Below are 23,803 nucleotides of genomic sequence, written 5' to 3'. Positions count from 1 at the left end.
CTGGAAAGGCGCTAGGAGGCGGTCATGGCATTCCGGGCCGCCTCGACGAACCGCTCCAGCCGGCGGCGGAACACTCCGTGTGCCTCGTCGAAGCGTTCGCGGGCGCCCGAGTCGCCCTCCGTGATCCGCCACAGCGCGCGGTTGGCCTCCAAAGCCGCCCCCTGCACGGCCACGGCCGCTTCGGCGGCCGGGGCCGGGCCTTCCAGAAGAACGACCCTGACGCAGCGCATCAGCGGGTCGAAGGCCGTGCGCAGTTCGACGCGGAGTTCCTGAATGCGCGCCAAGCGGCCGTCAGGGGCGGAGAGTTGGGCGTATGCGTCGCCCACTCTCCAGTACAACTCGCCCGTGATGTGCGCCTGTTCCATGAGGTCCAGATAGGCGGCGCGCCGCAGCTCCCGGATCCGGTCGCGCTGCTGGGCCCACGCCGACGCCTCCGCCTGGACCTTCGCCGCCCGGGCATTGCCCAGAGTGGTCACCCAACTCGCGAGCACCGCGGTCGCCCCGGTGAACACCGCGACCCACACCGCCCCGTCCGTCACACCGCTCAGTGTCCGGGGCCGACGTCCCCGTGTCGAGACGGGCTACCCCCCGGACGTGTCCAGTTCCGCGTCCTCGCCCACGCCCGCGCAGTCGTACGGGTCCTTCAGCCAGCCGTCCGGCAGGACGACCCTGTTGTTGCCGGACGTACGACCGCGGGGTCCATCGGCGCCGAGCGGCCAGGGCTGGTCGAGGTCCAGCTCGTGGAGCCCCTCGGAGAGTTCGGCCAGCGACGAGGTGATCGCGAGGCGCTTGCGCATCTCGGAGCCGACCGCGAAGCCCTTCAGGTACCAGGCCACGTGCTTGCGGAAGTCGATGACGCCGCGCGCCTCGTCGCCGATCCACTCGCCGAGCAGGGTGGCGTGGCGGACCATGACGGCCGCGACCTCGCGCAGCGCCGGGAGGGCGTAGGCGTCCGTGCGGCCCTCGAAGGCCGCCACCAGGTCGCCGAACAGCCAGGGACGCCCCAGGCAACCGCGCCCGACCACGACCCCGTCGCACCCGGTCTCGCGCACCATCCGCAGCGCGTCCTCCGCCGCCCAGATGTCGCCGTTGCCGAGGACGGGGATCTCCGGCACGTGTTCCTTGAGGCGCGCGATGGCGTCCCAGTCCGCCGTGCCGCCGTAGTGCTCGGCGGCGGTGCGGCCGTGCAGGGCGATGGCCGTGACGCCCTCCTCGACCGCGATCCGTCCGGCGTCGAGGTAGGTGATGTGGTCGTCGTCGATGCCCTTGCGTATCTTCATCGTGACCGGAAGGTCCCCGGCGCCGCTGACGGCCTCGCGGAGGATCGCCCGCAGCAGGTTGCGCTTGTACGGGAGGGCGGAGCCGCCGCCCTTGCGGGTCACCTTCGGGACCGGGCAGCCGAAGTTCAGGTCGATGTGGTCGGCCAGGTCCTCCTCCGCGATCATGCGGACGGCCTTGCCGACGGTCGCCGGGTCCACGCCGTACAGCTGGATCGAGCGCGGCGTCTCGGTCGCGTCGAAGTGGATCAGCTGCATGGTCTTCTCGTTGCGCTCGACCAGCGCCCGCGTGGTGATCATCTCACTCACGAACAGGCCCTTGCCGCCACTGAACTCACGGCACAGCGTGCGGAACGGCGCGTTCGTGATCCCGGCCATGGGCGCGAGGACGACGGGCGGCTGCACGGCGTGGGGGCCGATCGACAGCGTGGACGCGGGGGCGAGGGCGGTCGTGGACATTCCCCCATTGTCGCGTACGCCGACCGGTGCACGGTACGACGGTCCGCCCGTGCATGACAGAGATCACAGCGGCAGTCATTAGTTAGACGCACTATCGAAGACGGCGTACTCTGGTGGCATGTCGGGGATCAGCCATCGCCAACGCATGCTGGTGCTCGCGATCTGCTGCATGAGCCTGCTGATCGTGAGCCTCGACAACACGGTTCTGAACGTCGCCCTCCCCTCGATGCAGAGGGAACTGCACGCGAGCGTCGCGGGCCTGCAGTGGACGATGGACGCGTACACGCTGGTGCTGGCCTCGCTGCTGATGCTCGCGGGTTCGACCGCCGACCGCATCGGGCGGCGCAAGGTCTTCATGGCGGGTCTGGTCGTCTTCACGCTCGGCTCGGCGCTGTGCTCCCTCGCCCCGAACCTGGACTCGCTCGTCGCCTTCCGCATGGTGCAGGCGGTCGGCGGTTCGATGCTGAACCCGGTGGCGATGTCGATCATCACCAACACCTTTACGAACCCGCGCGAACGCGCCCGCGCCATCGGTGCGTGGGGCGCTGTCATCGGCATCTCGATGGCCGCCGGCCCCCTGGTCGGCGGCCTGCTCGTGGACTCGGTCGGCTGGCGGTCGATCTTCTGGATCAACCTCCCCGTGGGCCTGGCCGCGCTCCTGCTCACCCTGCGCTACGTCCCCGAGTCCCGCGCCCCCAAGGCCCGCCGCCCCGACCCTGTCGGCCAGCTCCTCGTCATCGCCCTGCTCGGCTCACTGACGTACGCGATCATCGAGGCGCCCCACTCCAGCGCACTCAAGACGGCCGTCTTCGGCGCGATCGCCGTCGCCGCGCTGCTCGGGCTCCTGTGGTACGAGCCCCGGCGCGCCGAACCGCTCATCGACCTGCGCTTCTTCCGCTCGGCGCCGTTCAGCGGGGCCACGGTCATCGCCATCAGCGCGTTCGCCGCGCTCAGTGGCTTCCTCTTCCTGTCGACGCTCTACCTCCAGACCGTACGCGGCCTGAACGCGCTCGACGCGGGCCTGTGGATGCTGCCGATGGCGGCCATGTGCTTCGTGTGCGCACCGCTGTCGGGACGGCTGGTCGGCAGCCGCGGCCCACGCCTGTCGCTGCTGATCGCGGGGGTCGCGACGACCGCGAGCGGCATCCTGTTCGCAGCCTTCGATGCCGAGTCGTCCAACGTCACACTCGTCCTCGGCTACGTCCTCTTCGGCCTCGGCTTCGGCTTCGTGAATGCCCCCATCACCAACACCGCCGTCTCCGGCATGCCCCGCACCCAGGCGGGCGTCGCCGCCGCGGTCGCCTCGACGAGCCGCCAGATCGGCGCCACGCTCGGCGTCGCCGTGGTCGGCGCGGTGCTGGCGTCCGGGGTGCGGGCGTCGGCGTACAACGACACCTTCGTGCCGGCCGCTCGCCCCGGCTGGTGGATCATCGCCGGCTGCGGCCTCGCGGTCCTGCTCGTGGGCGCGCTGACCAGCGGACGCTGGGCACGGAGGACGGCAGAGCGCACGGCGGAGCGGCTGGAGGCTGTGGAGCTACGGGACGGGGCGGGCGTACGGGCTTAGGGCCCGTCCGGCGGATCCGGTCGGCGAGAGGCGACGGCGCCCTGTCAACACAGGTGAGCGGGGTCTGGCGCCTGCAGCTGTGGAGACTGCCACTGCGACGGATCGTGAACAGCAGCCGACCGGTCGTTCAACTCGCCGCCCAAGAACCCCCGTTGATCTTCGCCATGCTGCACACTCCTTGCTGCGCAAGCTGAGGCGGTAGGGAGCGGTATCACCAGGAGGTGTCATGTCATGCTGCAGATCAACACGAGCAAGGTAAGCCGCTGGGACCAGCACGGCCGCGAACACGTCGTACGCGTCCAACGTGCCGGGGTGCAGCGCACGATCAGATGCGATACGTGCGGCTGGCGCAAAGGCGCGCAGTTCCTGCCCTGGCTGAAGGCCGAGGAACACCTGGCGGAGGCGCATCAGGCGACGGTGGATCCCACCGAGGCGTAGGCCCGGAACCCGGCGGACGGTTACCGCCGGGACCCGGGCGCCGGTCAGCGGCGCAGGCCGCGCAGGACCAAGCTCACGACGGTCGAGAACTCGGCCTCGATGCCCGGCTGCTCCCACTCGTGGGCATAGCACGGGTCGTGGAAGCGGTTCGTGGCATCGAAGATCGCGCGGGCCGTCGCGGCGGAGTCGCCGTCCACGGCCGTGAAGTCGCCTTCCTGCACGCCGCGGAACACGATCTGGTTGAGCTGTCCGACGAGCTCGTCGATGTGCTCCTGGACCACGGAGCTGGCCTCGCCGAGCAGCACCGTGTAGGTGGCGAACAGCTCCGGGTCGTCCCCCGCCTTGCGCCGCTTGGCGGTGAACAGCGCGCCCAGCCAGTGCCGCAGGGCCACAGGAGGCGTCTCGTCGCGGGTCCCGGCGATCTGCTCCAGCGTCTGCGTCGTGCGGTCCAGCCAGCGCTTCGTGACCGCCTCCCGCAACGCCACCTTCGTACGGAAGTGGCGGTAGACGCTGCCGTGGCTGACGCCGAGCGCACGGGCCACGTCCACCACGGTGGCCTTGGCGGGCCCGTGGCGGCGCAGCACCTCCTCGGTCGCTTCGAGGATGCGCTCGGCGTTCAGTGCTTCGGTGGTCGATGCCATGGCGAAAACCGTACCTGCCGGTACTGTCAGCGCTCGCTGTCGAGGTGTGCCATCTGCGCCGACGGGTAGCGGTCGCCAGCGGCGGCGCCCGCCGGCACCGCTGCCTCGATCGCGGCCAGATCGCCCGCGTCGAGCGTCACGTCCAGCGCGCCCAGCGCCTCCGTCAGACGGTCACGGCGGCGCGCACCGACGAGCGGCACGATGTCCTCGCCGCGCGACAGCACCCACGCGATCGCGATCTGCGCCACGCTGGCACCCTTCTGCTCGGCGATCTTCCGCAGCGCCTCGACGAGAGCGAGGTTGTGCTGGAGGTTCTCTCCCTGGAAGCGGGGGCTCATGGCGCGGAAGTCGTTCGCGGCGAGCTTCCGGTCGGCCGTGAAGTGGCCGGAGATCAGCCCGCGGGACAGCACACCGTACGCCGTGACGCCGATGCCCAGCTCCCGGGCCGTCGGCAGGATCTCCTCCTCGATGCCACGGGAAATGAGCGAGTACTCGATCTGCAGGTCCGAGATGGGCGCGGTGGCGGCGGCCCGGCGGATGGTGTCCGCACCGACCTCCGACAGCCCGATGTTCCGCACGTGCCCGGCCTCGACCAGCTCCCCGATCGCCCCGACCGTCTCCTCGATCGGCACATCGGGGTCGACTCGCGCGATCCGGTACACGTCGATGTGGTCCACACCGAGGCGCTGCAGAGAGTAGGCGGCGAAGTTCTTCACGGCCGCCGGGCGGCCGTCGTACCCCGACCAGCCACCGTTCGGGTCACGCAGTGCGCCGAACTTGACGCTGGTCAGAGCCTGCTCGCGCAGCGCCGCGGGAACACCGCGCAGCGCCTCGCCGATCAGCATCTCGTTGTGGCCCATGCCGTAGAAGTCACCGGTGTCGAGCAGGGTCACGCCCGCCTCGAGGGCGGCGTGGATCGTCGCGATGGATTCCGCCCGGTCGGCATCGCCGTACAGCGCCGACATGCCCATGCAGCCGAGACCGAGGGCGGAGACCTGGGGGCCGGTGGATCCGAGGGGACGGGTTTGCATGAGGACTCCTTGGTGTCCGTGTGGGGGTTGCGCATCCACCATGACATGACAGCTGACAGATTTCAATATCTGTCAGCTGTCATCTGTCATCCGATATCTGTCAGCTGTCATCTGTTATCCGTCAGCCGTCAGCCGTCAGCCGCGCTGCGTCAGCTGTCAGCCGTTGGCTGCCATCCGCGAGCGTCACCCGCCACCGCCCCCACATCTGGTCCAGACCTATTGACGACAGGTCTGGACCGCGAGCACTGTCATGCCTACGACAGCCCAGCCCCACACCACCCCACACCACCCCACACCACCCCGACCCCACCGGGAGGCCCCGCATGATCCATCGGAAGCTGCGCTTACTCGCCGTCGCGTTAACGGCGGCCGTCCTCGTTCCACTGTCGATCGGCACCGCCCCCACCGCATCCGCGGCCGACACCTGCGCCGTGAAGTCGAAGCCCGCCGGCAAGGTCCTCCAGGGCTACTGGGAGAACTGGGACGGCTCCGCAAACGGGGTCCACCCGCCCTTCGGCTGGACCCCGATCACCGACTCCCGCATCGCCGCGCACGGCTACAACGTGATCAACGCGGCCTTCCCCGTCATCCGCTCCGACGGCACCGCGCTGTGGGAGGACGGCATGGACGCGGGTGTGAAGGTGGCGACGCCCGCGGAGATGTGCGCGGCCAAGGCGGCCGGCCAGACGATCCTGTTGTCCATCGGCGGCGCAACGGCAGGCATCGACCTCAACTCGACGGCCGTCGCCGACCGCTTCGTCGCGACCATCATCCCGATCCTGAAGAAGTACAACTTCGACGGCATCGACATAGACATCGAGACGGGCCTGGTCGGCAGCGGCAACATCAGTCAACTCGCCCCGTCTCAGGCTAACTTGATCCGCATCATCGATGGGATCCTCGCGCAGATGCCGTCCAACTTCGGCCTCACCATGGCCCCAGAGACGGCGTACGTCACCGGCGGCAGCGTGGTGTACGGCTCGATCTGGGGGGCGTACCTGCCGATCATCAAGAAGTACGCGGACAACGGCCGCCTGTGGTGGCTGAACATGCAGTACTACAACGGCAGCATGTACGGCTGCTCCGGCGACTCCTACTCCGCCGGTACCGTCGAAGGCTTCGTCGCCCAGACCGACTGCCTCGACAGGGGCCTGGTCGTGCAGGGTACGACGATCAAAGTGCCGTACGACAAGCAAGTCCCGGGCCTGCCCGCCCAGTCGGGCGCCGGTGGCGGCTACATGTCACCGAGTCTCGTCTCCCAGGTGTGGCGGCACTACGGCACCGGCCTCAAGGGCCTGATGACCTGGTCCATCAACTGGGACGGCTCGAAGAACTGGACCTTCGGCGACAACGTCAAGGCCCTGCAAGGCCGTTGACCCGCCACGCGAACGGCCCCGGCAGAGGAGGGGATGGCCGACAGGAACGCCCTGCTCATGCCGTCCCCCGCCGGGGCCGCCGCAACTCGCACAAGGCCCGTCATATGGCCCGTACAAGGTCCGGCATGCGGCCCGTACAAGACCCGTCATACGGCCCGCACAAGCACCCCCTCACCCCTGCCGCAGCGGCACCGCCAGGTCCACCACCGCCCTGCCGCCGTCGAACGTCCCGGTCCGCGTCACCGAGCCGTTCAGCAGGTCCACGCGGTACAGCCGCTGGGCGCCGCCGACGGTCAGAACGCCGTACGCCGCGTTCGTGCCGCTCTGCGTGGACGTGTAGATGTCGAAGCCCGCGCTCGGGCCCGCGTCGACGCCCAGCTTGCCGGTGGGGGCCAGGTTGCCCGCGTTCGCCGGGGACTGGACGGAGACCTGGTCGCCCACCGTGTCCACGTCGAACAGGGTGGTCGCGGTCGTCGCGGAGAGGTCGTTGTTCGTGTACGCCGCCCCGGTCACGCCCTGGGCCGTGGCACCCACCGTGGCGGGCGGGACCGGCGGGTTGGTCAGCGTGCCGTCGCTCGCGGTCGTACCGGCCGCCGGGGCGCCCGCCGGGTCGTCGATGTTGTGGCGGAGGTTCTGGCCGGTGTCGCTGATGACCCGCAGGCGGTTCGCGGCCGGGTTGAAGTCGACGCCGAAGCTGCGGCCCTGCAGGGCCACGCTCAGCTGGCCGGCCTTCGTGGCCTTCGCGCCGATCTCGCGGATGGTGTAGATGCCGCCGCGGTCGCCGACGCCGTACAGCTTGTTGTTCTGCATCCGGTAGTCGATGCCGACGAGCTTGGTGTCGCCCTTGAGGCCCTTCACCTTGCCGAGCGGGAGGGTGCGGTCGGGCCGGTCGGTGCGGAAGCTGACGAGCCGCTGGTCGGCGGTGAGGCCGACGGCGGTGAGCCGGTTGCCGGTGGCCCGCGGCAGGCCCGCGGCGAAACCGGCCTTGTTCTCGACGGCGTTCCCGGCGGCAGCGGAGGCGTCGGCCCTCGCTCCCCCGTCGCCCATCGCCCCACAGCCGACGGATCCGATGGCAATGGCCATGACGGCCGCGGCGATGACTGCTTGCTTGCGCATGGTGCCCCCGTGGAGGTTCGTCACCGCGACCCGCCTGCTGCGGGCCGCGCATGACCTCTCCTTCGAAGCCGTACGGGCACCGGATGGGAAAAGCCCCGGTTCCGTTACGTCTGTTACGTCCGTAACGGAACCGGGGCAATCCCTACGACAAGCTCCCAGAACTACGAGGAGCTACGAGCGGCGACTCAGCAGCCGAGCAGACGCGAGGCGAGGTAGCCCTCGATCTGGTCGAGCGACACGCGCTCCTGCTTCATCGTGTCGCGCTCACGCACCGTCACCGCGTTGTCGTCGAGCGTGTCGAAGTCGACCGTGACGCAGAACGGGGTGCCGATCTCGTCCTGGCGGCGGTAGCGACGGCCGATGGCGCCGGCGTCGTCGAACTCGATGTTCCAGTGCTGGCGCAGGGCGGTGGCCAGGCCCTTGGCCTTGGGCGACAGCTCCGGGTTGCGGGAAAGAGGCAGCACCGCGACCTTGACCGGCGCCAGGCGCGGGTCGAGGCGCAGCACCGTGCGCTTCTCCATCTTGCCCTTGGCGTTCGGGGCCTCGTCCTCGACGTAGGCGTCGAGGAGGAACGCCAGCATCGCGCGGCCGACACCGGCCGCGGGCTCGATGACGTACGGCGTCCAGCGCTCGCCGGCCTCCTGGTCGAAGTAGGAGAGGTCCTGGCCGGAGGCCTTGGCGTGGGCGGAGAGGTCGTAGTCGGTGCGGTTGGCGACGCCCTCCAGCTCACCCCACTCGTTGCCGCCGAACCGGAAGCGGTACTCGATATCGGCGGTGCGCTTGGAGTAGTGGGAGAGCTTCTCGGCCGGGTGCTCGTACCAGCGCATGTTCTCCTCGCGGAGACCGAGGCCGGTGTACCAGTTCCAGCGCTCCTGCATCCAGTACTCCTGCCACTTCTCGTCCTCGCCCGGCTTGACGAAGAACTCCATCTCCATCTGCTCGAACTCGCGGGTGCGGAAGATGAAGTTGCCGGGCGTGATCTCGTTGCGGAAGGACTTGCCCATCTGGGCGATGCCGAACGGCGGCTTGCGGCGCGAAGTGGTCTGCACCTGGGCGAAGTTGGTGAAGATGCCCTGGGCGGTCTCGGGGCGCAGGTAGGCGACGGAGCCGCTGTCCTGCGTGGGGCCGAGGTGGGTGGACAGGAGGCCCGAGAACTGCTTGGGCTCGGTGAAGGTGCCCTTGTTGCCGCAGTTCGGGCAGTTGAGGTCGGCGAGGCCGTTCTCCGGGAGGTGGTTGTGCTTGGCCTCGTACGCCTCCTCCAGGTGGTCGGCGCGGAAGCGCTTGTGGCAGGAGGTGCACTCGGTGAGCGGGTCGGTGAAGGTGGCGACGTGACCCGACGCGACCCAGACCTCGGTGGCCAGGATCACCGACGAGTCGATGCCGACGACGTCCTCACGGGAGGTGACCATGTAACGCCACCACTGGCGCTTGATGTTCTCCTTGAGCTCGACGCCGAGCGGGCCGTAGTCCCAGGCGGCGCGCTGACCACCGTAGATTTCACTACTGGGGTAAACGAAGCCACGGCGCTTGCTCAGGCTGACGATGGTGTCGATCTTGTCGGCGGCCACGGTGCTCTCTTCATTACGAACGGACGGCAGCGAATGATTCAGGTTACCGGCGCCGCCCACCCCTGTATCAAATCGGTTCGCGTAGTGAGCCATATCGACTCGCATACCGAACCATATCGACTCCCGGACCGACTCCCGGGACCGGCTCCCGCGCCGAGCCCTTTACGCAAGGCAAACCAAGGGCTTGTTGACAATCGTTTCCAGATTTGTTGAAAATGAGTGTCATGAACGTACGACGACGCCTCATATCCGGCACCGCGGTCGCGGCGGCCACCGCCCTCGGTCTCGGAGTCCTCTCGGCCTGCTCCGACGCCTCCGGGTCCGACGACGCCAAGAGCAGCGGGAAGCTCGACGTGGTGGCGTCGTTCTATCCCATGCAGTACCTCGCCGAGGAGATCGGCGGGACGCACGTGAACGTCACGAACCTGACCGAGCCCGGTCAGGAGCCGCACGACCTGGAGATCAGCGCCCAGCAGACCGCGCAGCTCCAGGAGGCGGACGCCGTCCTCTACATCAAGGACCTGCAGCCGGCCGTCGACGACGCCGTGGCGCAGTCCGGGGTCAAGACCAAGATCGACGCGGCCACGCTGACCACGCTCGAGGACCACGGCAGCACCGGCCACAGCCACGAGGGCGAGGAAGAGCACGCCGGGGAAGAGCACTCCGAGGAGGAGCACGCCCTCGACCCGCACGTCTGGCTCGACCCCGTGAAGTACGCCGAGCTCGCCGAGGGTGTGGGCAAGGCCTTCGAGAAGGCCGACCCGGACAACGCGGCGGACTACAAGACCAATGCCGAGGCCCTGGTCAAGAAGCTCGGCGCCCTCAACACCGAGTTCGCGGACGGTCTGAAGAACACGAAGTCGAAGGTCTTCTTCACCAACCACGCCGCCTTCGGCTACCTCGCCGAGCGCTATGGCCTGACCCAGGAGGCCATCTCCGGCCTCGACCCCGAGAGCGAGCCCAGCCCGGCCCGGATCAAGGAACTCCAGGAGGAGGCCAAGGCCGACGGCGTCACCACCGTCTTCTACGAGACACTGGTCTCCGACAAGACCGCGAAGACCCTGGCGGACGACGCCGGACTGAAGACTGATGTACTCGACCCCCTTGAGGGCATCACCGAGAAGTCCAAGGGCGATGACTACATCGCGGTCATGAAGTCGAACCTGACCGCGCTGGAGAAGGCTCTCGGCGCGAAGTAACGCAGCACGCAACACGGCACTCAACATGCAGCACTCAACATGCAGTACGCGGTACGGAACACGACGGACGGAAGGCGCGAGCCATGAAGGCTGACCAGCTCGGGGAACCCGTCATATCCCTGCGCTCAGTGACCGCCGAACTCGGCTCGCGCCCCGTCCTGCGCGGCATCGACCTCACCGTGCACCGCGGCGAGGTCGTCGCGCTGCTCGGCGCAAACGGCTCCGGCAAGTCCACCGCCGTGCGCAGCATCATCGGGCAGGTCCCGGTCAGCGGCGGCGAGATCGGGATCTTCGGCACCCCGCGGCGCCGCTTCCGCGACTGGGGGCGCGTCGGGTACGTGCCGCAGCGGACGACGGCCGCGGGCGGCGTGCCCGCGACGGTGACCGAGGTGGTGTCCTCCGGGCGGCTGTCGCGCGCCCGCTTCGGCGTGCTGCGCAAGGCCGACCACGAGGCCGTACACAAGGCACTGGACCTCGTCGGCATGGCGGACCGCGCCAAGGACTCCGTGAACGCGCTCTCCGGCGGCCAGCACCAGCGCGTCCTCATCGCGCGCGCCCTGGCCTCCGAGCCCGAACTGCTGATCATGGACGAGCCGATGGCGGGCGTCGACCTGGCCAGCCAGGAGGTGCTCGCGGCGACGCTGCGCGAGCAGGTCGCGGCCGGCGTCTCCGTGCTGCTCGTCCTGCACGAACTCGGCCCCCTGGAGCCGCTGATCGACCGCGCGGTCGTGCTGCGCGACGGCTGCGTCCTGCACGACGGCCCGCCCCCGCGGGCGGTCGGCCAGCACGCGCTGCCCGGCCACGACCACGTACACCCGCACGCGGCTCACGACGCCGAACCGATCCGGACGGGACTGCTGAGCTGATGGACTTCCTCGACTACGCCTTCATGCAGCGGGCCCTGCTCGCCGCCGTCCTCGTGGGCATCACCGCGCCCGCCGTCGGCATCTACCTCGTGCAGCGCCGCCAGGCGCTCATGGGCGACGGAATCGGCCACGTGGCGATGACGGGCGTCGGCCTCGGCTTCCTGCTCTCCTGGTCGCCCGTGTGGATGGCGACGGCCGTCTCGGTCCTCGGCGCCGTCCTCATGGAACTGATCCGCTGGTACGGCAGGACGCGCGGCGACATCGCCCTCGCCATGCTCTTCTACGGCGGTATGGCGGGCGGCGTGATGTTCATCAACCTCGCGCCGACCGGCTCCAACGCCAACCTGAACTCGTACCTCTTCGGCTCGCTCTCCACGGTGTCGGAGAGCGACGTGACGGCGATCTGCCTGCTCGCCGCCTTCGTTCTGCTGGTCACGCTCGGCCTGCGCCGCCAGCTGTTCGCGGTCAGCCAGGACGAGGAGTTCGCGCGCGTGACGGGCCTGCCGGTGCGCGCCCTGAACCTGCTCACGGCGGTCACGGCCGCGGTGACGGTGACGGTCGCGATGCGGGTGGTCGGCCTGCTGCTGGTGAGCGCGCTGATGGTGGTCCCGGTGGCGGCGGCCCAGCAGCTCAGCCGCAGCTTCGCGGCCACGTTCGCGATCGCGGTGGCCATCGGCGTGAGCGTGACGACCGGCGGCACCGTGACGTCGTACTACCAGGACGTACCGCCCGGCGCGACAATCGTGCTGCTGACCATCGGCGCGTTCATCGTGCTGACGGCGCTGGCGACTCCGCTGGCCCGCCGCCGGGCCCGAGCACTCGCCGCCGCGCAGGCCACCGGGGACCCGGCGGAGTGCGCGATTCCGGCGAACCGCGATCAGGAGAACAAGGTCGGCGTCTGACCGCCCGCTGTCCGGGCTGGCACAATGACCGGGCAAGGCAGACGTGAGGAGGCAACGGTGACAACTGCTGGATCGCCTGTACGAGGCCGTTCCACCCGGCAGCGTGCCGCCGTGGCGGCAGCGCTCGACGAGGTGGACGAGTTCCGCAGTGCGCAGGAACTCCACGACATGCTCAAGCACAAGGGCGACTCGGTCGGGCTCACCACCGTGTACCGCACGCTGCAGTCCCTCGCCGACGCCGGCGAGGTCGACGTCCTGCGCACCTCCGACGGCGAGTCCGTCTACCGCCGCTGCTCCTCCGGCGAGCACCACCACCACCTCGTCTGCCGCGTCTGCGGCAAGGCGGTCGAGGTCGAGGGCCCGGCCGTCGAGAAGTGGGCGGAAGCGATCGCCGCGGAGCACGGCTACGTCAACGTCGCCCACACGGTGGAAATCTTCGGCACGTGCGCGGAGTGCGCGGCGCGTAAGCCCTAGCTGTGGGCAGTCGTGCCGCTGAGCCTGACGTAGCTGTGGGCAATCGTGCCTCCCCCACTGCCTTAAGGGCGTGGGGGACCCCCAGGCGGCACGGGTGGGCACAGCGGCACCCCGTTCAACGCCGGGCTGCGTGCCCACCCCCGATCTCAGCCCCAGTGCCGGGGGCCCTTGTGGTCAGCGGCACCCGGCACAGCGGGAGCGGGAAGATTGCCCACAGCGGGAGCGGAAGCGCCCCGCCCGCAGGGCGGGTCACTCGTCCCCGGGGCGGCCCTTCATCGCGGCCTCCATCGCGAGCAGCTCCTCGTTCGGAACCGCACCGCCGAACCGGCGGTCCCGCGACGCGAACTCCACGCAAGCCCGCCACAGATCACGCCGGTCGAAGTCGGGCCACAGCACGTCCTGGAAGACCATCTCGGCGTAAGCGCTCTGCCAGAGCAGATAGTTGGAGGTGCGCTGCTCACCGCTGGGCCGCAGGAAGAGATCCACGTCCGGCATGTCGGGGTAGTAGAGGTACTTCGCGAAGGTCTTCTCGCTGACCTTGGACGGGTCGAGCCGCCCCGCCTTCACGTCCTCCGCCAGCGCCTGCGCCGCGTCCGCGATCTCGGCGCGGCCGCCGTAGTTCATGCAGAAGTACAGGGTCAGCCGGTCGTTGCCCTTGGTCTGCTCCTGGGCGATCTGCAGCTCATTGGCCACCGACTTCCACAGCTTGGGCATACGGCCCACCCAACGCACCCGGATGCCGAGTTCGTCGAGCTGGTCGCGGGTCTTGCGGATGAAGTCGCGGTTGAAGTTCATCAGGAAGCGCACCTCGTCGGGCGAGCGCTTCCAGTTCTCGGTGGAGAAGGCGTACAGCGAGATCGCCCCGACGCCCATCTCGATCGCGCCCTGCAGCACGTCCAGCACGCGCTCGGCGCCGACCTTGTGACCCTCGGTGCGCGGCAGCCCGCGCTCCTTGGCCCAGCGACCGTTTCCGTCCATGACGATCGCCACATGGCGGGGGATCAGCTCGCCGGGGAGTTTCGGCGCGCGGGCACCGGACGGGTGCGGCTGCGGCGCCTTGTACTCCCGGCGCTGACGCCCCAGGATCCCGCGTACGACCATGTGCTTCTCGTCTCCCTTGCTTTTCTACTTCTCTACGTAGCGAAGTGAGCGCAGTCCACGCTCGAGATGCCAGTGCAGGTAAGCGGAGACCAGCCCGCTCCCCTCCCGCACGTACCGCGGCTCGCACGCGTCCGCGGTCTCCCAGTCTCCCGTAAGCAGCGCGCCGAGCAGTTCCAGGGTCTGCGGCGAGGGTACGACGCTGCCGGGCACCCGGCAGTCCACGCAGACGGAACCTCCCGCCGCGACCGAGAAGAACCGGTTCGGTCCGGGCATCCCGCACTTCGCGCAGGCGCTGAAGCTGGGCGCGTAACCGTTCACGGCCAGGGAGCGCAGCAGGAAGGCGTCGAGGACGAGGTGGGGTTCGTGTTCCCCCCGGGCGAGGGTGCGGAGCCCGCCGACCAGCAGCAGATACTGCTGCACCGCGGGCTCCCCCTCGTGATCGGTGAACCGCTCGGCGGTCTCCAGCATGGCCGTCCCGGCGGTGTACCGCGCGTAGTCGGTCACGATCCCGCCACCGTACGGAGCGATCGTCTCGCTCTGCGTGCACAACGGCAGCCCGCGCCCGACCAGCTCACTCCCCCGCGCGAAGAACTGCACGTCCACGTGCGAGAAGGGTTCGAGCCGCGCCCCGAACTTCGACTTGGTCCGCCGTACGCCACGGGCTACGGCCCGTACGCGCCCGTGACCGCGTGTGAGCAACGTGATGATCCGGTCCGCCTCACCCAGCTTCTGGGTGCGCAGCACGATGCCGTCGTCGCGGAACAGGCTCATGGGCCCATTCTCGCGTACGGAGTCAGCGTGCGTGGTCGGGGTGGCTGATCGCATCCCAGGGGGCCTGGTTCCAGGGGCTGGACTTGTTCGCCGGGTCCAGGAGGGACTTCAGATGGGCGTCCGACGCGGACTGCGGGGCGGGGAAGTTCGCATCGCGCGGGCCCGGGAGACCCTCCCGCCAGACCGACCGTCCCAGCAGGTAGTGCTCGGCGTACTCATTCCAGGAGGCGTACGACCGCACCACCGCCGGCACGATGTTCTTGAGCGCCGTCCACGTCTCGGCCTCGCTCAGCATGCCGCACGCGAATCCCCTGCGGGAGAGGTCCACGTACAGTCCGGCATCCCACGCCAGCGGTTCGACGCCGAGGCGCTGCAGCGCCCGGGTGCGGTATCCGGTCCGCGCGAGGCCGTCGAGCCGGCGGACCAGCGCCTCACGCGAGGTGATCTCCCACTTGTCCGCCAGCCACTGCCCGGCCTTGTCGTCGTCGATGCGGGTGAAGGGGTACAGGGTCGTCCGCGAGGCATCCTTGTCCCAGTTCACGGGCGCGCTGAGCGACACCATCCACAGCTGGTGCATGGTGAGCGGAACGGGGTACTTGCGCGTCGCCTTCGGTTTGCGACGGTTCCATATCGCCATGCGGCCGCACCCTACGTCACTCCCTCCTCAGGGGTTCAAGCCAGGAACACAAGCCGCGTCTCCGCCATTCCGGGCACCCGCCGCCCGTCCCGGCACCCCTTCAAGTTCAAGTCGCTCAAGGGTCCCGCCCCTTCAAGGAACCTCGCCGCGGCTGCGCGCGTTCGCCTACGCCGTCGCCGCGCGCAGCCGCTCCACGGCGGTCGCGGTGCCCCCGCGCCTGGACGGAGTTCATCGGCTGCTCCTTCTTCCGATCAGCCACGTACGCCGCGTACCGGGCCTCGGCCAGCGGAATCGCAAGCCGGAACCCGGCACCTTCACTCATACGAGGCGGCCCGGCCTCGGCGCGGCCGGCGGGCAGTTCCCCGGGGCTCCGCCCCGGAACCCCGCTCCTCAGGGGCCGGAGGGGCGAGGATCAGCTCACCCCCCGCGAAGCCTGTGCCGCCCTCGCCTCGATCCCCCTGAAGTGGTCCGCCATGGCCCGCTGAGCGGCCTCGACGTCGCGGGCGCGCAGGGCGGTGATGATGTCGCGGTGGCGGCGGACGGTCACCTCGGGGGCCGGGTCGTCGGTCCAGCCGCGGACGCCGGCGACGCGGCGGAAGACGGTCCAGAAGGCGCCGAGGAGCTGCGGGACGAGGGCGTTGCCGAGGGAGGCGTACAGCAACTCGTGGAATTCGCGGTCGAGTTCGGGGAAGGGGCGGCCTTCACTGCCCGCCGCCTCCATCTGGACCACCACGGATTCGAGGCGGTCGAGCTCCGCCTCGGAGAGGGTCGCCGCGACCCGGCTGATCAGCCCCTCCTCCAGGACCTCGCGGACCTGCAGTATCTCCGCCAACGCACCGGTCTCGTCGTCCAGTTGGGCGAGCGTGCGGAAGGTGAGGCCGTCGACGAGGGGGTTCAGGGAGGCCTGGCCGACGTAGGTGCCGTAGCCGTGTCTGATCTCGACTATGTCGAGTGCCTGCAGGGCCTTGAGGGCCTCGCGGACGGAGTTGCGGCTCACGCCGAGGTCGGCCATCAGCTCGGTCTCGGTGGGCAGCGGCGCACCGGCCGGGAGCTTGCGGTCGAGGATCAGCTGCATGACCTCGCGCTGGATCTGGCTGCTCACCCGGCGTTCGGGCCGACGCCGGTTCTCGGTCTCCTCAGGCATGCGCCGCATCGTACGCTCGCTGGACATCGGACGTCCCACCTCCGGACTGATTAAACGCCTACTGGCGTCAATGGAAGCCAACTACCCCGTTTCACACCGCCATTGGTCGTACCTCTGGAAGATACGCCATTCGTGTGCGAGCCCTTGACCGCCCTCACCGCCCCTCTTATGGTCACGCTGCCCCCTATGACGTAGGACGTCGTATCTCCCCACCACTCCTTGCTGGAGGAACCGTGCGCGACGTGACCAACACTCCGGCGCTGCACCGCCGGGCGTTCCTGAAGTACACCGGCGCCCTCGGGGCGGCCGCCGCCCTCTCCTCGTCGCTGGCCGCCTGCTCGTCCGGGCCGGAGTCCACGAACGACACCAACGACGGCGGCGGCGGCAAGAACGCCACCCTGACGGCCGTCATCGGCTACGGGAACGACGGCAGCTGGGATCCCACTCAGACCGCGTCCGCCTTCTGCATGGCGGCCAACAACCACATCTACGAGGGCCTGCTCGACACCGACCCGATCTCCCGCGAGCCGTATGCCGCGCTCGCCACGCAGGTCCCCGCCGACCTCACGAGCACCTCGTGGAAGTTCGAGCTGCGCGCGGGCGCGAAGTTCCACGACGGCAAGCCCGTCACCGCCGACGACGTGGTCTTCGTCTTCGACCGGATCCTCGACCCGAAGACGCCGACCCTCGCCAAGGGCTTCTTCGCCAGCTGGCTGAAGGAAGTCAAGAAGATCGACGCGCAGAACGTCGAGCTGGTCCTCAAGTTCCCCTTCCCGGACGGGATTTCGCGGCTCACCCTCGCGAAGATCATGCCGAAGCACGTCTTCTCCCAGCCGGGCGCCTGGGACGACGCGATCAAGGGCAAGGCGATCGGCTCGGGGCCGTACCGGCAGACCGCGCACCACCCGAAGTCGAACACGACCTTCGAGGCGTTCGCCGACTACAACGGGCCGCGCAAGGCCGCGTTCAAGAAGATGAACTGGCTGACCATAGTGGATGCCGCGCCCCGCGTCGCGAAGATCTCGGGGTCGAGTGCCGGCGCGCAGATCGCCGACAACATCCCGTACGCCAATATCGAGCAGCTCAAGCAGGGCGGTATGACCGTCCAGGGCGGCGCGGGCATGAACAACCTCTTCCTCATGTTCAACACCCAGCACAAGCCCTTCGACGACGTACGGGTCCGGCAGGCGCTGCACTACGCCATCGACACCGGCAAGATGGTCGAGGTCGCGCTCAAGGGGCACGGCAAGCCGTCATCGTCGTTCCTCAACGAGGGCAACCCCTTCTACCGGCCCGCGAAGACCGTCTACTCGTACGACCCCGAGAAGGCGAAGAAGCTGCTGAAGGATGCCGGGGTCTCGGGGCTCAAGATCGAGATCCTCGCGGTGAACGTCAGCTGGATCGTCGACTGCCTGCCGACCATCAAGTCGTCCTGGGACGCGATCGGCGTGGAGACCACGCTCTCGCCGCAGGAGACGACGGCCGTCTTCACCAAGATGGACCAGAAGCAGGACTACCAGGTCGTCGCGGCCGCCTCGAACCCGAACCAGTTCGGGCTGGATGCAGACCTGATCATGCACTACAACTACGGCCCCGAGAACCTGTGGATGCAGTACGCCCGCTGGGCCGGCAACTCCGTCGCCAAGCAGCTCTTCAAGGAGATGGACGCGGCGACGCAGGAGCCGGACGCCGACAAGAAGAAGACGATGATCCAGGACTACATCGACATCGTCGCCGAGGAGGCCGTGCTCTACCCGGTCGTGCACAACGAGCTGATGACCGCGTGGAACCCGAAGAGGCTCTCCGGGATAAGGGCGCAGCCGTACCCCGGAATCAACCTCCTTCAGGCCAAGTGGGTCTAGGGCCTGTCCGGCGGATCATGTCGGAGACGCGGGGCTTGGCACGCCCATCTGCGGCATTGTCGTCACTCGCCGACTCCCCCACGCTCGAATGCGCTCGCGCGGGGGCACCCCCATCGAGTCGACTCCCTCCTCCGCCTTGCATCCGGACGCACCAAGCCCCGCTCACCTGTGTTTATAAGGCACCGTTACTTTCCCCCAACCTGATCCGCCGGACAGGCCCTAGCGTGCAGGGAGTTCGTACGTGGTCGCCATCGCCAGGATCCTGCTGCGCCGCATCGCGCTGCTCGTGCCGCTGATGCTCGGGATCGTCCTGTTCGTGTTCCTCGTGATGCGGTTCTCCGACGTCGATCCGGCGTCGGCGTTCTTCCAGGGCGCCAATCCGACCGAGCAGCAGCTGCATGACTTCCGGGAGCAGAACGGCCTGCTCGACCCGCTGCCCGTGCGCTACGTCGACTTCGTGGTGGACCTGCTGCACGGCGACATGGGCACCAGCGCGCTGACCCGGGCGCCGGTGGTCGAGCAGGTCACCACCGCGCTGCCGCTCACGGTCCAGCTCACGTTCCTGGGCCTCGGCATCGCGGTGGTGCTCGCGCTGCTCGGCGGGGTCACCGCCGCGATCTACCGCGACCGGCTGCCCGACCAGCTCATCCGCGTCGTCTCGCTCACGGGGGTGGCCGCCCCTGGGTTCTGGCTGGCGCTCCTGATGATCCAGTACCTCGCCGTCGACCAGGGCTGGTTCCCGACCGGCGGCTACATCAACCCGGCCGACTCGCTGAGCGGCTGGCTGAAGACCATGACCCTGCCCGCGCTCGCGCTCTCCCTCCCGGTCGCCGCGCAGCTCACCCGGATCGTGCGGACCTCCGTGGTGGAGGAGCTGGACAAGGACTACGTACGGACGGCGATCGGCAGCGGCCTGCCGCCGCGGGTCGTCGTCGGCCGCAACGTCCTGCGCAACGCCCTGATCAACCCGCTCACCGTGCTGGGCCTGCGCGTCGGCTATCTGCTCGGCGGCGCGGTCGTCATCGAGACGATCTTCTCGCTGCCGGGCATGGGCAAGCTCATGATCGACGCCGTGAAGAACGGCGACCCGGCGGTCGTGCAGGGCGTCGTGCTGACCACGGCCACCGGCTTCGTGGTCGTGAACCTCGTCATCGACATCCTGTATCTGCTGGTCAACCCACGACTGAGGGACGCGAACGGATGACGCCGCCCCTGACGCCGCCCATGCCCCTGACGCCCCGGCGGATGACGCCCCCGACGCGCCCGACGCTCCGCCGGATGACACCCCGACAGACCACGCCCCTTGGGGGTGCGACCTGATGTTCACCCGCAAGAGCCTCACCGAGGCACTCTCCCGGCCCGGCATCCGGCTGCGGGGATGGCGCAGGCTGCCGCTGCTGTCGAAGGTCGCGGTCTGCTTCCTCGCCGTGGTCGTGCTGGTCGCGCTGTTCGCCCCGCTGCTGGCCCCGCACGACCCGCTCGACCAGCAGCCACCGGTGGACGGCACCGGACACCCGTCCGCCGGCCACTGGATGGGGCAGGACAGCCTCGGCCGGGACATCCTCAGCCGGCTGATGTACGGCGCCCGCTGGTCCCTCGCGATCGGGCTCGGCGCCACCGCGCTCGCCCTCGTCGTCGGGGCGCTCCTCGGCGCCGTGGCCGCCACCTCCCGCAAGGCGGTCGACGAGACGCTCATGCGCTGCCTGGACGTGGTGATGGCGTTCCCCGGCATCGCGCTCGCCGCCGTCCTGGTCGCCGTCTTCGGCGGCGGCATCACCGTACTGATCTGCGCGATCGCGTTCCTGTTCACGCCGCCGGTCGCCAGGGTCGTACGGGCGAACGTCCTCGATCAGTACGGCGAGGACTATGTGACCGCCGAGCACGTCATCGGCGCCCGCACCCCGCACATCGTCATTCGGCACGTGGCGATCAACTGCGCCGCGCCCGTGCTGGTGTTCTGCACCGTGCAGGTCGCGGAGGCCATCGTCTTCGAGGCGTCGCTGTCCTTCATCGGCGCGGGCGTACGGCCGCCGGACCCGTCCTGGGGCAGCGTCATCGCGGACGGCAAGAACATGGTGCTGACGGGCGGCTGGTGGGCCACGGTCTTCCCGGGCCTGCTGATGCTGATCACCGTACTGTCGCTGAACATCCTCTCCGAGGGCGTCTCGGACGCGTGGGCGGCACCGGCGGCGCGCGATGTCCCGGCGCGTGCGGCCAAGGCGGAGGACCGGCTGGAGGCACCCGAGCCGGGCAGCGGCAAGGTCCTCGACCTGCCGGGCCTCACGGAGGCGGCCGCGCGGCTGCGCTCACGGGCCCGCCCACTGCCCTCCGGCCAGCCCGTCCTCGCGGTCGAGAACCTGGCCATCGGCTTCGATACCCGGCACGGAGGCGTGGACATCGTCGACGGCATCAGCTTCGAGGTGCAGCTGGGTGAGGTCCTCGGCCTGGTCGGCGAGTCCGGCTGCGGCAAGTCGCTGACGGCGCTGACGGTGATGGGCCTGGAGCCGAAGGGGGCCCGGGTCCGCGGCCATGTCCGCTTCAACCAGCGGCAGTTGGTCGGTGAGCCGATGCGCGTACGGCGCAAGCTCCTCGGCCACGAGATGGCGATGATCTACCAGGACGCGCTGTCGTCCCTGAACCCGGCGATGACGATCAGGGCGCAGCTGAAGCAGGTGATCCGGCGGGGCGGCAGGCGCACGGCAACCGAGCTGCTGGAACTGGTCGGCCTGGACCCCGAGCGCACCCTGCGCAGCTACCCCCACGAGCTCTCCGGCGGCCAGCGCCAGCGTGTCCTGATCGCCATGGCCCTGTCCCGCAGCCCCAAGCTGATCGTCGCCGACGAACCGACGACCGCCCTGGACGTGACGGTCCAGGCGCAGGTCATAGAGCTGCTGCTGCGGCTGCGCGCGGAGCTGGACTTCGCGCTGATCCTCGTCTCGCACGACCTGGCGCTGGTCGCCGACGTCACCGACCGGGTGGTCGTCATGTACGGCGGCCAGATCGTGGAGACCGGGGTGACCGCCGACCTGGTGGAGGCCCCGGCCCACCACTACACGCGCGGGCTGCTGGGCAGCGTTCTGTCCCTGGAGTCGTCGGCCGAACGGATGACGCAGATCAAGGGGGTCGTCCCCTCCCCGGCCGACTTCCCGGCCGGCTGCCGGTTCGCCGACCGCTGCCCGATGGCGAGCGAGGTGTGCCGTACGACGGCACCGGATCTGGTGGGAACGCATACGCATACGGCGGCCTGTCACCACCCGGCGGTCGACCTGGTGACGGCGGAGAGCGAGGCGGTCAATTGAACGCGCCGACCGGGGAAGCCGAGGTTGTCGGGACACCCGCGATCGTCCGGCTCACGGACACCCACGTCGTCCACAAGGCCCGCAGCGGCGGCCTGTTCACCCGGGACAAGGTGTACGCCCTGACCGGCGCCGACCTCGCCATCGCGCCCGGCGAGACGGTGGGCGTCGTCGGCGAGTCGGGCTGCGGCAAGTCGACGCTGGCGAAGGTGCTGGTGGGGGTGCAGCGGCCGACGTCGGGCACGGTGTCGTTCCGCGGCCGGGACGTCTGGTCCATGAGGCCGACGGAGCGGCGTACGGCCATCGGCAGCAGCACCGGCATGATCTTCCAGGACCCGTCGACGGCACTGAACCGACGGCTGACGGTCCGCCAGATCCTGCGGGACCCGCTGGATGTGCACCGGCGCGGTACCCCGTCCGAACGGGAGGACCGTGTACGGGAGTTGATGTCGCTGGTCGGGCTCCCGCGGGTCCTGGCCGACGGGCTCCCCGGCCAGCTCTCCGGCGGCCAGCGCCAGCGTGTGGCCATCGCCCGGGCCCTGGCGCTCGACCCGGACCTGGTGGTGGCCGACGAGCCGACGAGCGCGCTGGATGTGTCGGTCCGCGCCCAGATCCTCAACCTCCTCCTGGACCTGAAGGAGCGTCTGGGCCTGGCCCTGGTCTTCGTCTCGCACGACATCCAGACGGTACGGCGGATGAGCGACCGGGTGATCACGATGTACCTCGGCCGGATCGTGGAGGAGTCACCGGCCGACGAGGTCACCGACGGCTCCCGGCACCCGTACACCCGGGCGCTCTTCTCGGCGACCCCGGGTCTCCTCGACCCGATCGACCCGATCCCGCTGGTGGGCCCCGTTCCCTCGGCGACCCGGCCGCCGAGCGGCTGCCCGTTCCGTACGCGCTGCTGGAAGGCTGACGAGGAATGCGGCGTCTCCATGCCGGACTTCACGGCCGCGTCAACCCCTGATCACCGCTACCGGTGCCACCATCCTGTGCAGGAGGGCATCTCCACGCGCGCGCTGGTCGCGCAGGCAGAGTCCGCCGCCCCGGCCACCGCCATGGCCGCCGATGTTCCGTTCCAGCAGCACATCAGGGAGCCCTAGAAATGATGCCCACCCCGCTGTCCGGTGTCGTACCGCCCGTCTGCACCCCTCTGACACCGGACCGCGAGGTGGACATCCCGTCACTGGTCAGGCTGGTGGACCACCTGGTGAACGGCGGGGTGCACGGCCTCTTCGTCCTCGGCTCGACGTCGGAGGCGGCGTATCTGACGGACGCGCAGCGCAGGCTGGTGGTGGAGACGGTCACGTCCCATGTGTCCGGCCGGCTCCCGGTCCTCGCGGGCGCGATCGACATGACGACGCCGCGCGTCCTGGACCACGTCCGGGAGGTGACGGCGGCGGGCGCGGACGCCGTCGTCGTCACGGCGCCCTTCTACACCCGCACCCACCCGGCGGAGATCGCCCGCCACTACCGCGTGATCGCCGCGCACTCCCCGGCCCCCGTCTTCGCCTACGACCTCCCCTCCTCCGTCCACACCAAGCTGAGCCCGGACCTGGTCCTGGAACTCGCCGCGGACCGGGTCCTCGCCGGTCTCAAGGACTCCAGCGGCGACCTCGGCGCCTTCCGCGCCGTCGTCACCGCCGCCCGCACGCGCCCCGACATCACCCGTTTCACCCTCCTCACCGGATCCGAACTCGTCGTGGACTCGGCACTGGCCCTGGGCGCGGACGGGGCGGTGCCCGGTCTGGCCAACGTCGATCCGGTGGGGTACGTGCGGGTCTACGACCTGTGCGCGGCGGGCGACTGGGAGCGGGCCCGGGCCGAGCAGGAGCGGCTGTGCGCATTGTTCGGGATGGTGGGCGTGGGTGACCCCGCCCGGATGGGCGGCAGCTCGTCGGCCCTGGGGGCCTTCAAGGCGGCGCTGTACCTGCGGGGGATCATCGACTGCCCGGCGACAGCGGAGCCCCAGGTTCCGCTGTCGGAGGGAGAGGCCGAGCGGGTGGGGAAGTACCTGGCGGGGGCGGGGCTGCTGTAAGGACCGGCTCCCACGCCAGGGCTGTCCGGCGGATCATGCCGGA

Annotated in this window: 22 protein-coding genes; 12 read left to right on the top strand and 10 right to left on the bottom strand. The window is 69.6% G+C overall.

The window, feature by feature from the left end; translation table 11 throughout:
- Window positions 1–11: 11 nt before the first annotated feature.
- Window positions 12–539: a hypothetical protein gene (locus C4B68_RS27310; protein WP_099499174.1), complete on the bottom strand. Its 528-nt coding sequence runs from the start codon at window positions 537–539 to the stop codon at window positions 12–14.
- A gap of 42 nt (window positions 540–581) precedes the next feature.
- Entirely contained in the window at window positions 582–1,736 is a 1,155-nt protein-coding gene (gene dusB, locus C4B68_RS27305) for a tRNA dihydrouridine synthase DusB (RefSeq protein WP_099499175.1), read from the bottom strand.
- A gap of 118 nt (window positions 1,737–1,854) precedes the next feature.
- Between dusB and C4B68_RS27300 the strand changes: the two genes are divergently transcribed.
- Window positions 1,855–3,300, top strand: a complete 1,446-nt coding sequence (locus tag C4B68_RS27300) for an MFS transporter (protein WP_099499176.1) — start codon at window positions 1,855–1,857, stop codon at window positions 3,298–3,300.
- Window positions 3,301–3,531: 231 nt separating this feature from the next.
- On the top strand, window positions 3,532–3,738 hold the full coding sequence (locus tag C4B68_RS27295; protein WP_099499177.1) for a hypothetical protein: 207 nt from the start codon (window positions 3,532–3,534) through the stop codon (window positions 3,736–3,738).
- A 44-nt stretch (window positions 3,739–3,782) separates the two neighbouring features.
- Here C4B68_RS27295 and C4B68_RS27290 read toward each other — a convergent pair whose 3' ends face one another.
- Window positions 3,783–4,379 (bottom strand): TetR/AcrR family transcriptional regulator, encoded by a 597-nt coding sequence (locus tag C4B68_RS27290; RefSeq protein ID WP_099499178.1) that lies wholly within the window; start codon window positions 4,377–4,379, stop codon window positions 3,783–3,785.
- A 26-nt stretch (window positions 4,380–4,405) separates the two neighbouring features.
- Window positions 4,406–5,410 carry an aldo/keto reductase gene (locus C4B68_RS27285; RefSeq protein ID WP_099499179.1) on the bottom strand — a complete coding sequence of 335 codons (1,005 nt, stop codon included), beginning with the start codon at window positions 5,408–5,410 and terminating at the stop codon, window positions 4,406–4,408.
- Between the two features lie 323 nt (window positions 5,411–5,733).
- On the opposite strand from C4B68_RS27285, the gene C4B68_RS27280 reads away from it, so the two are divergent.
- Entirely contained in the window at window positions 5,734–6,786 is a 1,053-nt protein-coding gene (locus C4B68_RS27280) for a chitinase (RefSeq protein ID WP_099499180.1), read from the top strand.
- 171 nt (window positions 6,787–6,957) lie between these two features.
- Here the strand turns inward: C4B68_RS27280 and C4B68_RS27275 are convergent, their stop codons facing one another.
- Both C4B68_RS27275 and C4B68_RS27270 read right to left on the bottom strand, forming a co-directional pair.
- The gene (locus C4B68_RS27275; protein WP_099499499.1) at window positions 6,958–7,902 is read right to left on the bottom strand and encodes a DUF4394 domain-containing protein; all 945 of its coding nucleotides are present in this window, start codon (window positions 7,900–7,902) and stop codon (window positions 6,958–6,960) included.
- Between the two features lie 185 nt (window positions 7,903–8,087).
- A complete protein-coding gene (locus tag C4B68_RS27270) occupies window positions 8,088–9,470 on the bottom strand; it encodes a glycine--tRNA ligase (protein ID WP_099499181.1) in 1,383 nt (460 codons plus the stop codon).
- 224 nt (window positions 9,471–9,694) lie between these two features.
- Here C4B68_RS27270 and C4B68_RS27265 point away from each other — a divergent pair, with 224 nt between their 5' ends.
- The 4 genes from C4B68_RS27265 to C4B68_RS27250 all read left to right on the top strand — a co-directional run bounded on the left by C4B68_RS27265 (window position 9,695) and on the right by C4B68_RS27250 (window position 12,911).
- On the top strand, window positions 9,695–10,669 hold the full coding sequence (locus C4B68_RS27265; RefSeq protein WP_099499182.1) for a metal ABC transporter substrate-binding protein: 975 nt from the start codon (window positions 9,695–9,697) through the stop codon (window positions 10,667–10,669).
- An 83-nt stretch (window positions 10,670–10,752) separates the two neighbouring features.
- Window positions 10,753–11,535 (top strand): metal ABC transporter ATP-binding protein, encoded by a 783-nt coding sequence (locus C4B68_RS27260; RefSeq protein ID WP_099499183.1) that lies wholly within the window; start codon window positions 10,753–10,755, stop codon window positions 11,533–11,535.
- Window positions 11,535–12,437, top strand: a complete 903-nt coding sequence (locus tag C4B68_RS27255; protein ID WP_099499184.1) for a metal ABC transporter permease — start codon at window positions 11,535–11,537, stop codon at window positions 12,435–12,437. The genes C4B68_RS27260 and C4B68_RS27255 overlap by 1 nt, the downstream gene beginning before the upstream one ends.
- A gap of 57 nt (window positions 12,438–12,494) precedes the next feature.
- The gene (locus tag C4B68_RS27250; RefSeq protein ID WP_099499185.1) at window positions 12,495–12,911 is read left to right on the top strand and encodes a Fur family transcriptional regulator; all 417 of its coding nucleotides are present in this window, start codon (window positions 12,495–12,497) and stop codon (window positions 12,909–12,911) included.
- Between the two features lie 249 nt (window positions 12,912–13,160).
- Here C4B68_RS27250 and C4B68_RS27245 read toward each other — a convergent pair whose 3' ends face one another.
- The 4 genes from C4B68_RS27245 to C4B68_RS27230 all read right to left on the bottom strand — a co-directional run bounded on the left by C4B68_RS27245 (window position 13,161) and on the right by C4B68_RS27230 (window position 16,573).
- Window positions 13,161–14,012: an isoprenyl transferase gene (locus C4B68_RS27245; RefSeq protein ID WP_099499186.1), complete on the bottom strand. Its 852-nt coding sequence runs from the start codon at window positions 14,010–14,012 to the stop codon at window positions 13,161–13,163.
- Window positions 14,013–14,036: 24 nt separating this feature from the next.
- Entirely contained in the window at window positions 14,037–14,783 is a 747-nt protein-coding gene (gene recO, locus C4B68_RS27240; RefSeq protein WP_099499187.1) for a DNA repair protein RecO, read from the bottom strand.
- A 22-nt stretch (window positions 14,784–14,805) separates the two neighbouring features.
- Window positions 14,806–15,420 (bottom strand): DUF1266 domain-containing protein, encoded by a 615-nt coding sequence (locus C4B68_RS27235; RefSeq protein WP_099499188.1) that lies wholly within the window; start codon window positions 15,418–15,420, stop codon window positions 14,806–14,808.
- A 412-nt stretch (window positions 15,421–15,832) separates the two neighbouring features.
- On the bottom strand, window positions 15,833–16,573 hold the full coding sequence (locus C4B68_RS27230) for a FadR/GntR family transcriptional regulator (protein ID WP_099499500.1): 741 nt from the start codon (window positions 16,571–16,573) through the stop codon (window positions 15,833–15,835).
- A gap of 224 nt (window positions 16,574–16,797) precedes the next feature.
- Between C4B68_RS27230 and C4B68_RS27225 the strand changes: the two genes are divergently transcribed.
- From C4B68_RS27225 to C4B68_RS27205, 5 genes are all read left to right on the top strand, one after another.
- Window positions 16,798–18,426, top strand: coding sequence for an ABC transporter substrate-binding protein (locus C4B68_RS27225; RefSeq protein ID WP_099499189.1), 1,629 nt, complete (start codon window positions 16,798–16,800; stop codon window positions 18,424–18,426).
- A 241-nt stretch (window positions 18,427–18,667) separates the two neighbouring features.
- Window positions 18,668–19,630: an ABC transporter permease gene (locus C4B68_RS27220; RefSeq protein ID WP_099499190.1), complete on the top strand. Its 963-nt coding sequence runs from the start codon at window positions 18,668–18,670 to the stop codon at window positions 19,628–19,630.
- A 115-nt stretch (window positions 19,631–19,745) separates the two neighbouring features.
- Window positions 19,746–21,725: a dipeptide/oligopeptide/nickel ABC transporter permease/ATP-binding protein gene (locus tag C4B68_RS27215; RefSeq protein WP_099499191.1), complete on the top strand. Its 1,980-nt coding sequence runs from the start codon at window positions 19,746–19,748 to the stop codon at window positions 21,723–21,725.
- Window positions 21,722–22,825 carry an oligopeptide/dipeptide ABC transporter ATP-binding protein gene (locus C4B68_RS27210; protein WP_099499192.1) on the top strand — a complete coding sequence of 368 codons (1,104 nt, stop codon included), beginning with the start codon at window positions 21,722–21,724 and terminating at the stop codon, window positions 22,823–22,825. The genes C4B68_RS27215 and C4B68_RS27210 overlap by 4 nt, the downstream gene beginning before the upstream one ends.
- A 2-nt stretch (window positions 22,826–22,827) precedes the next feature.
- Complete coding sequence (locus C4B68_RS27205; protein WP_099499193.1) at window positions 22,828–23,760, top strand: dihydrodipicolinate synthase family protein; 933 nt, start codon at window positions 22,828–22,830, stop codon at window positions 23,758–23,760.
- The last annotated feature ends 43 nt before the right edge of the window (window positions 23,761–23,803 follow it).

The sequence above is a fragment of the Streptomyces dengpaensis genome, assembly GCF_002946835.1.
GTDB lineage: Bacteria > Actinomycetota > Actinomycetes > Streptomycetales > Streptomycetaceae > Streptomyces > Streptomyces dengpaensis.
The sequence above is the reverse complement of the archived record's forward strand: the minus strand, read 5'-3'. Positions and strand labels throughout refer to the sequence as shown.

Excerpts from the sequence above, each read along its gene's own strand:
- C4B68_RS27295 (WP_099499177.1), top strand. The coding sequence starts at position 3,532 with ATGCTGCAGATCAACACGAGCAAGGTAAGCCGCTGGGACCAGCACGGC.
- C4B68_RS27255 (WP_099499184.1), top strand. The coding sequence starts at position 11,535 with ATGGACTTCCTCGACTACGCCTTCATGCAGCGGGCCCTGCTCGCCGCC.
- C4B68_RS27280 (WP_099499180.1), top strand. The coding sequence starts at position 5,734 with ATGATCCATCGGAAGCTGCGCTTACTCGCCGTCGCGTTAACGGCGGCC.
- C4B68_RS27215 (WP_099499191.1), top strand. The coding sequence starts at position 19,746 with ATGTTCACCCGCAAGAGCCTCACCGAGGCACTCTCCCGGCCCGGCATC.
- C4B68_RS27235 (WP_099499188.1), bottom strand. The coding sequence starts at position 15,420 with ATGGCGATATGGAACCGTCGCAAACCGAAGGCGACGCGCAAGTACCCC.
- C4B68_RS27290 (WP_099499178.1), bottom strand. The coding sequence starts at position 4,379 with ATGGCATCGACCACCGAAGCACTGAACGCCGAGCGCATCCTCGAAGCG.
- C4B68_RS27205 (WP_099499193.1), top strand. The coding sequence starts at position 22,828 with ATGATGCCCACCCCGCTGTCCGGTGTCGTACCGCCCGTCTGCACCCCT.
- C4B68_RS27265 (WP_099499182.1), top strand. The coding sequence starts at position 9,695 with ATGAACGTACGACGACGCCTCATATCCGGCACCGCGGTCGCGGCGGCC.
- C4B68_RS27285 (WP_099499179.1), bottom strand. The coding sequence starts at position 5,410 with ATGCAAACCCGTCCCCTCGGATCCACCGGCCCCCAGGTCTCCGCCCTC.
- C4B68_RS27230 (WP_099499500.1), bottom strand. The coding sequence starts at position 16,573 with ATGCGGCGCATGCCTGAGGAGACCGAGAACCGGCGTCGGCCCGAACGC.
- dusB (WP_099499175.1), bottom strand. The coding sequence starts at position 1,736 with ATGTCCACGACCGCCCTCGCCCCCGCGTCCACGCTGTCGATCGGCCCC.
- C4B68_RS27260 (WP_099499183.1), top strand. The coding sequence starts at position 10,753 with ATGAAGGCTGACCAGCTCGGGGAACCCGTCATATCCCTGCGCTCAGTG.
- recO (WP_099499187.1), bottom strand. The coding sequence starts at position 14,783 with ATGAGCCTGTTCCGCGACGACGGCATCGTGCTGCGCACCCAGAAGCTG.
- C4B68_RS27245 (WP_099499186.1), bottom strand. The coding sequence starts at position 14,012 with ATGGTCGTACGCGGGATCCTGGGGCGTCAGCGCCGGGAGTACAAGGCG.
- C4B68_RS27275 (WP_099499499.1), bottom strand. The coding sequence starts at position 7,902 with ATGCGCAAGCAAGCAGTCATCGCCGCGGCCGTCATGGCCATTGCCATC.
- C4B68_RS27300 (WP_099499176.1), top strand. The coding sequence starts at position 1,855 with ATGTCGGGGATCAGCCATCGCCAACGCATGCTGGTGCTCGCGATCTGC.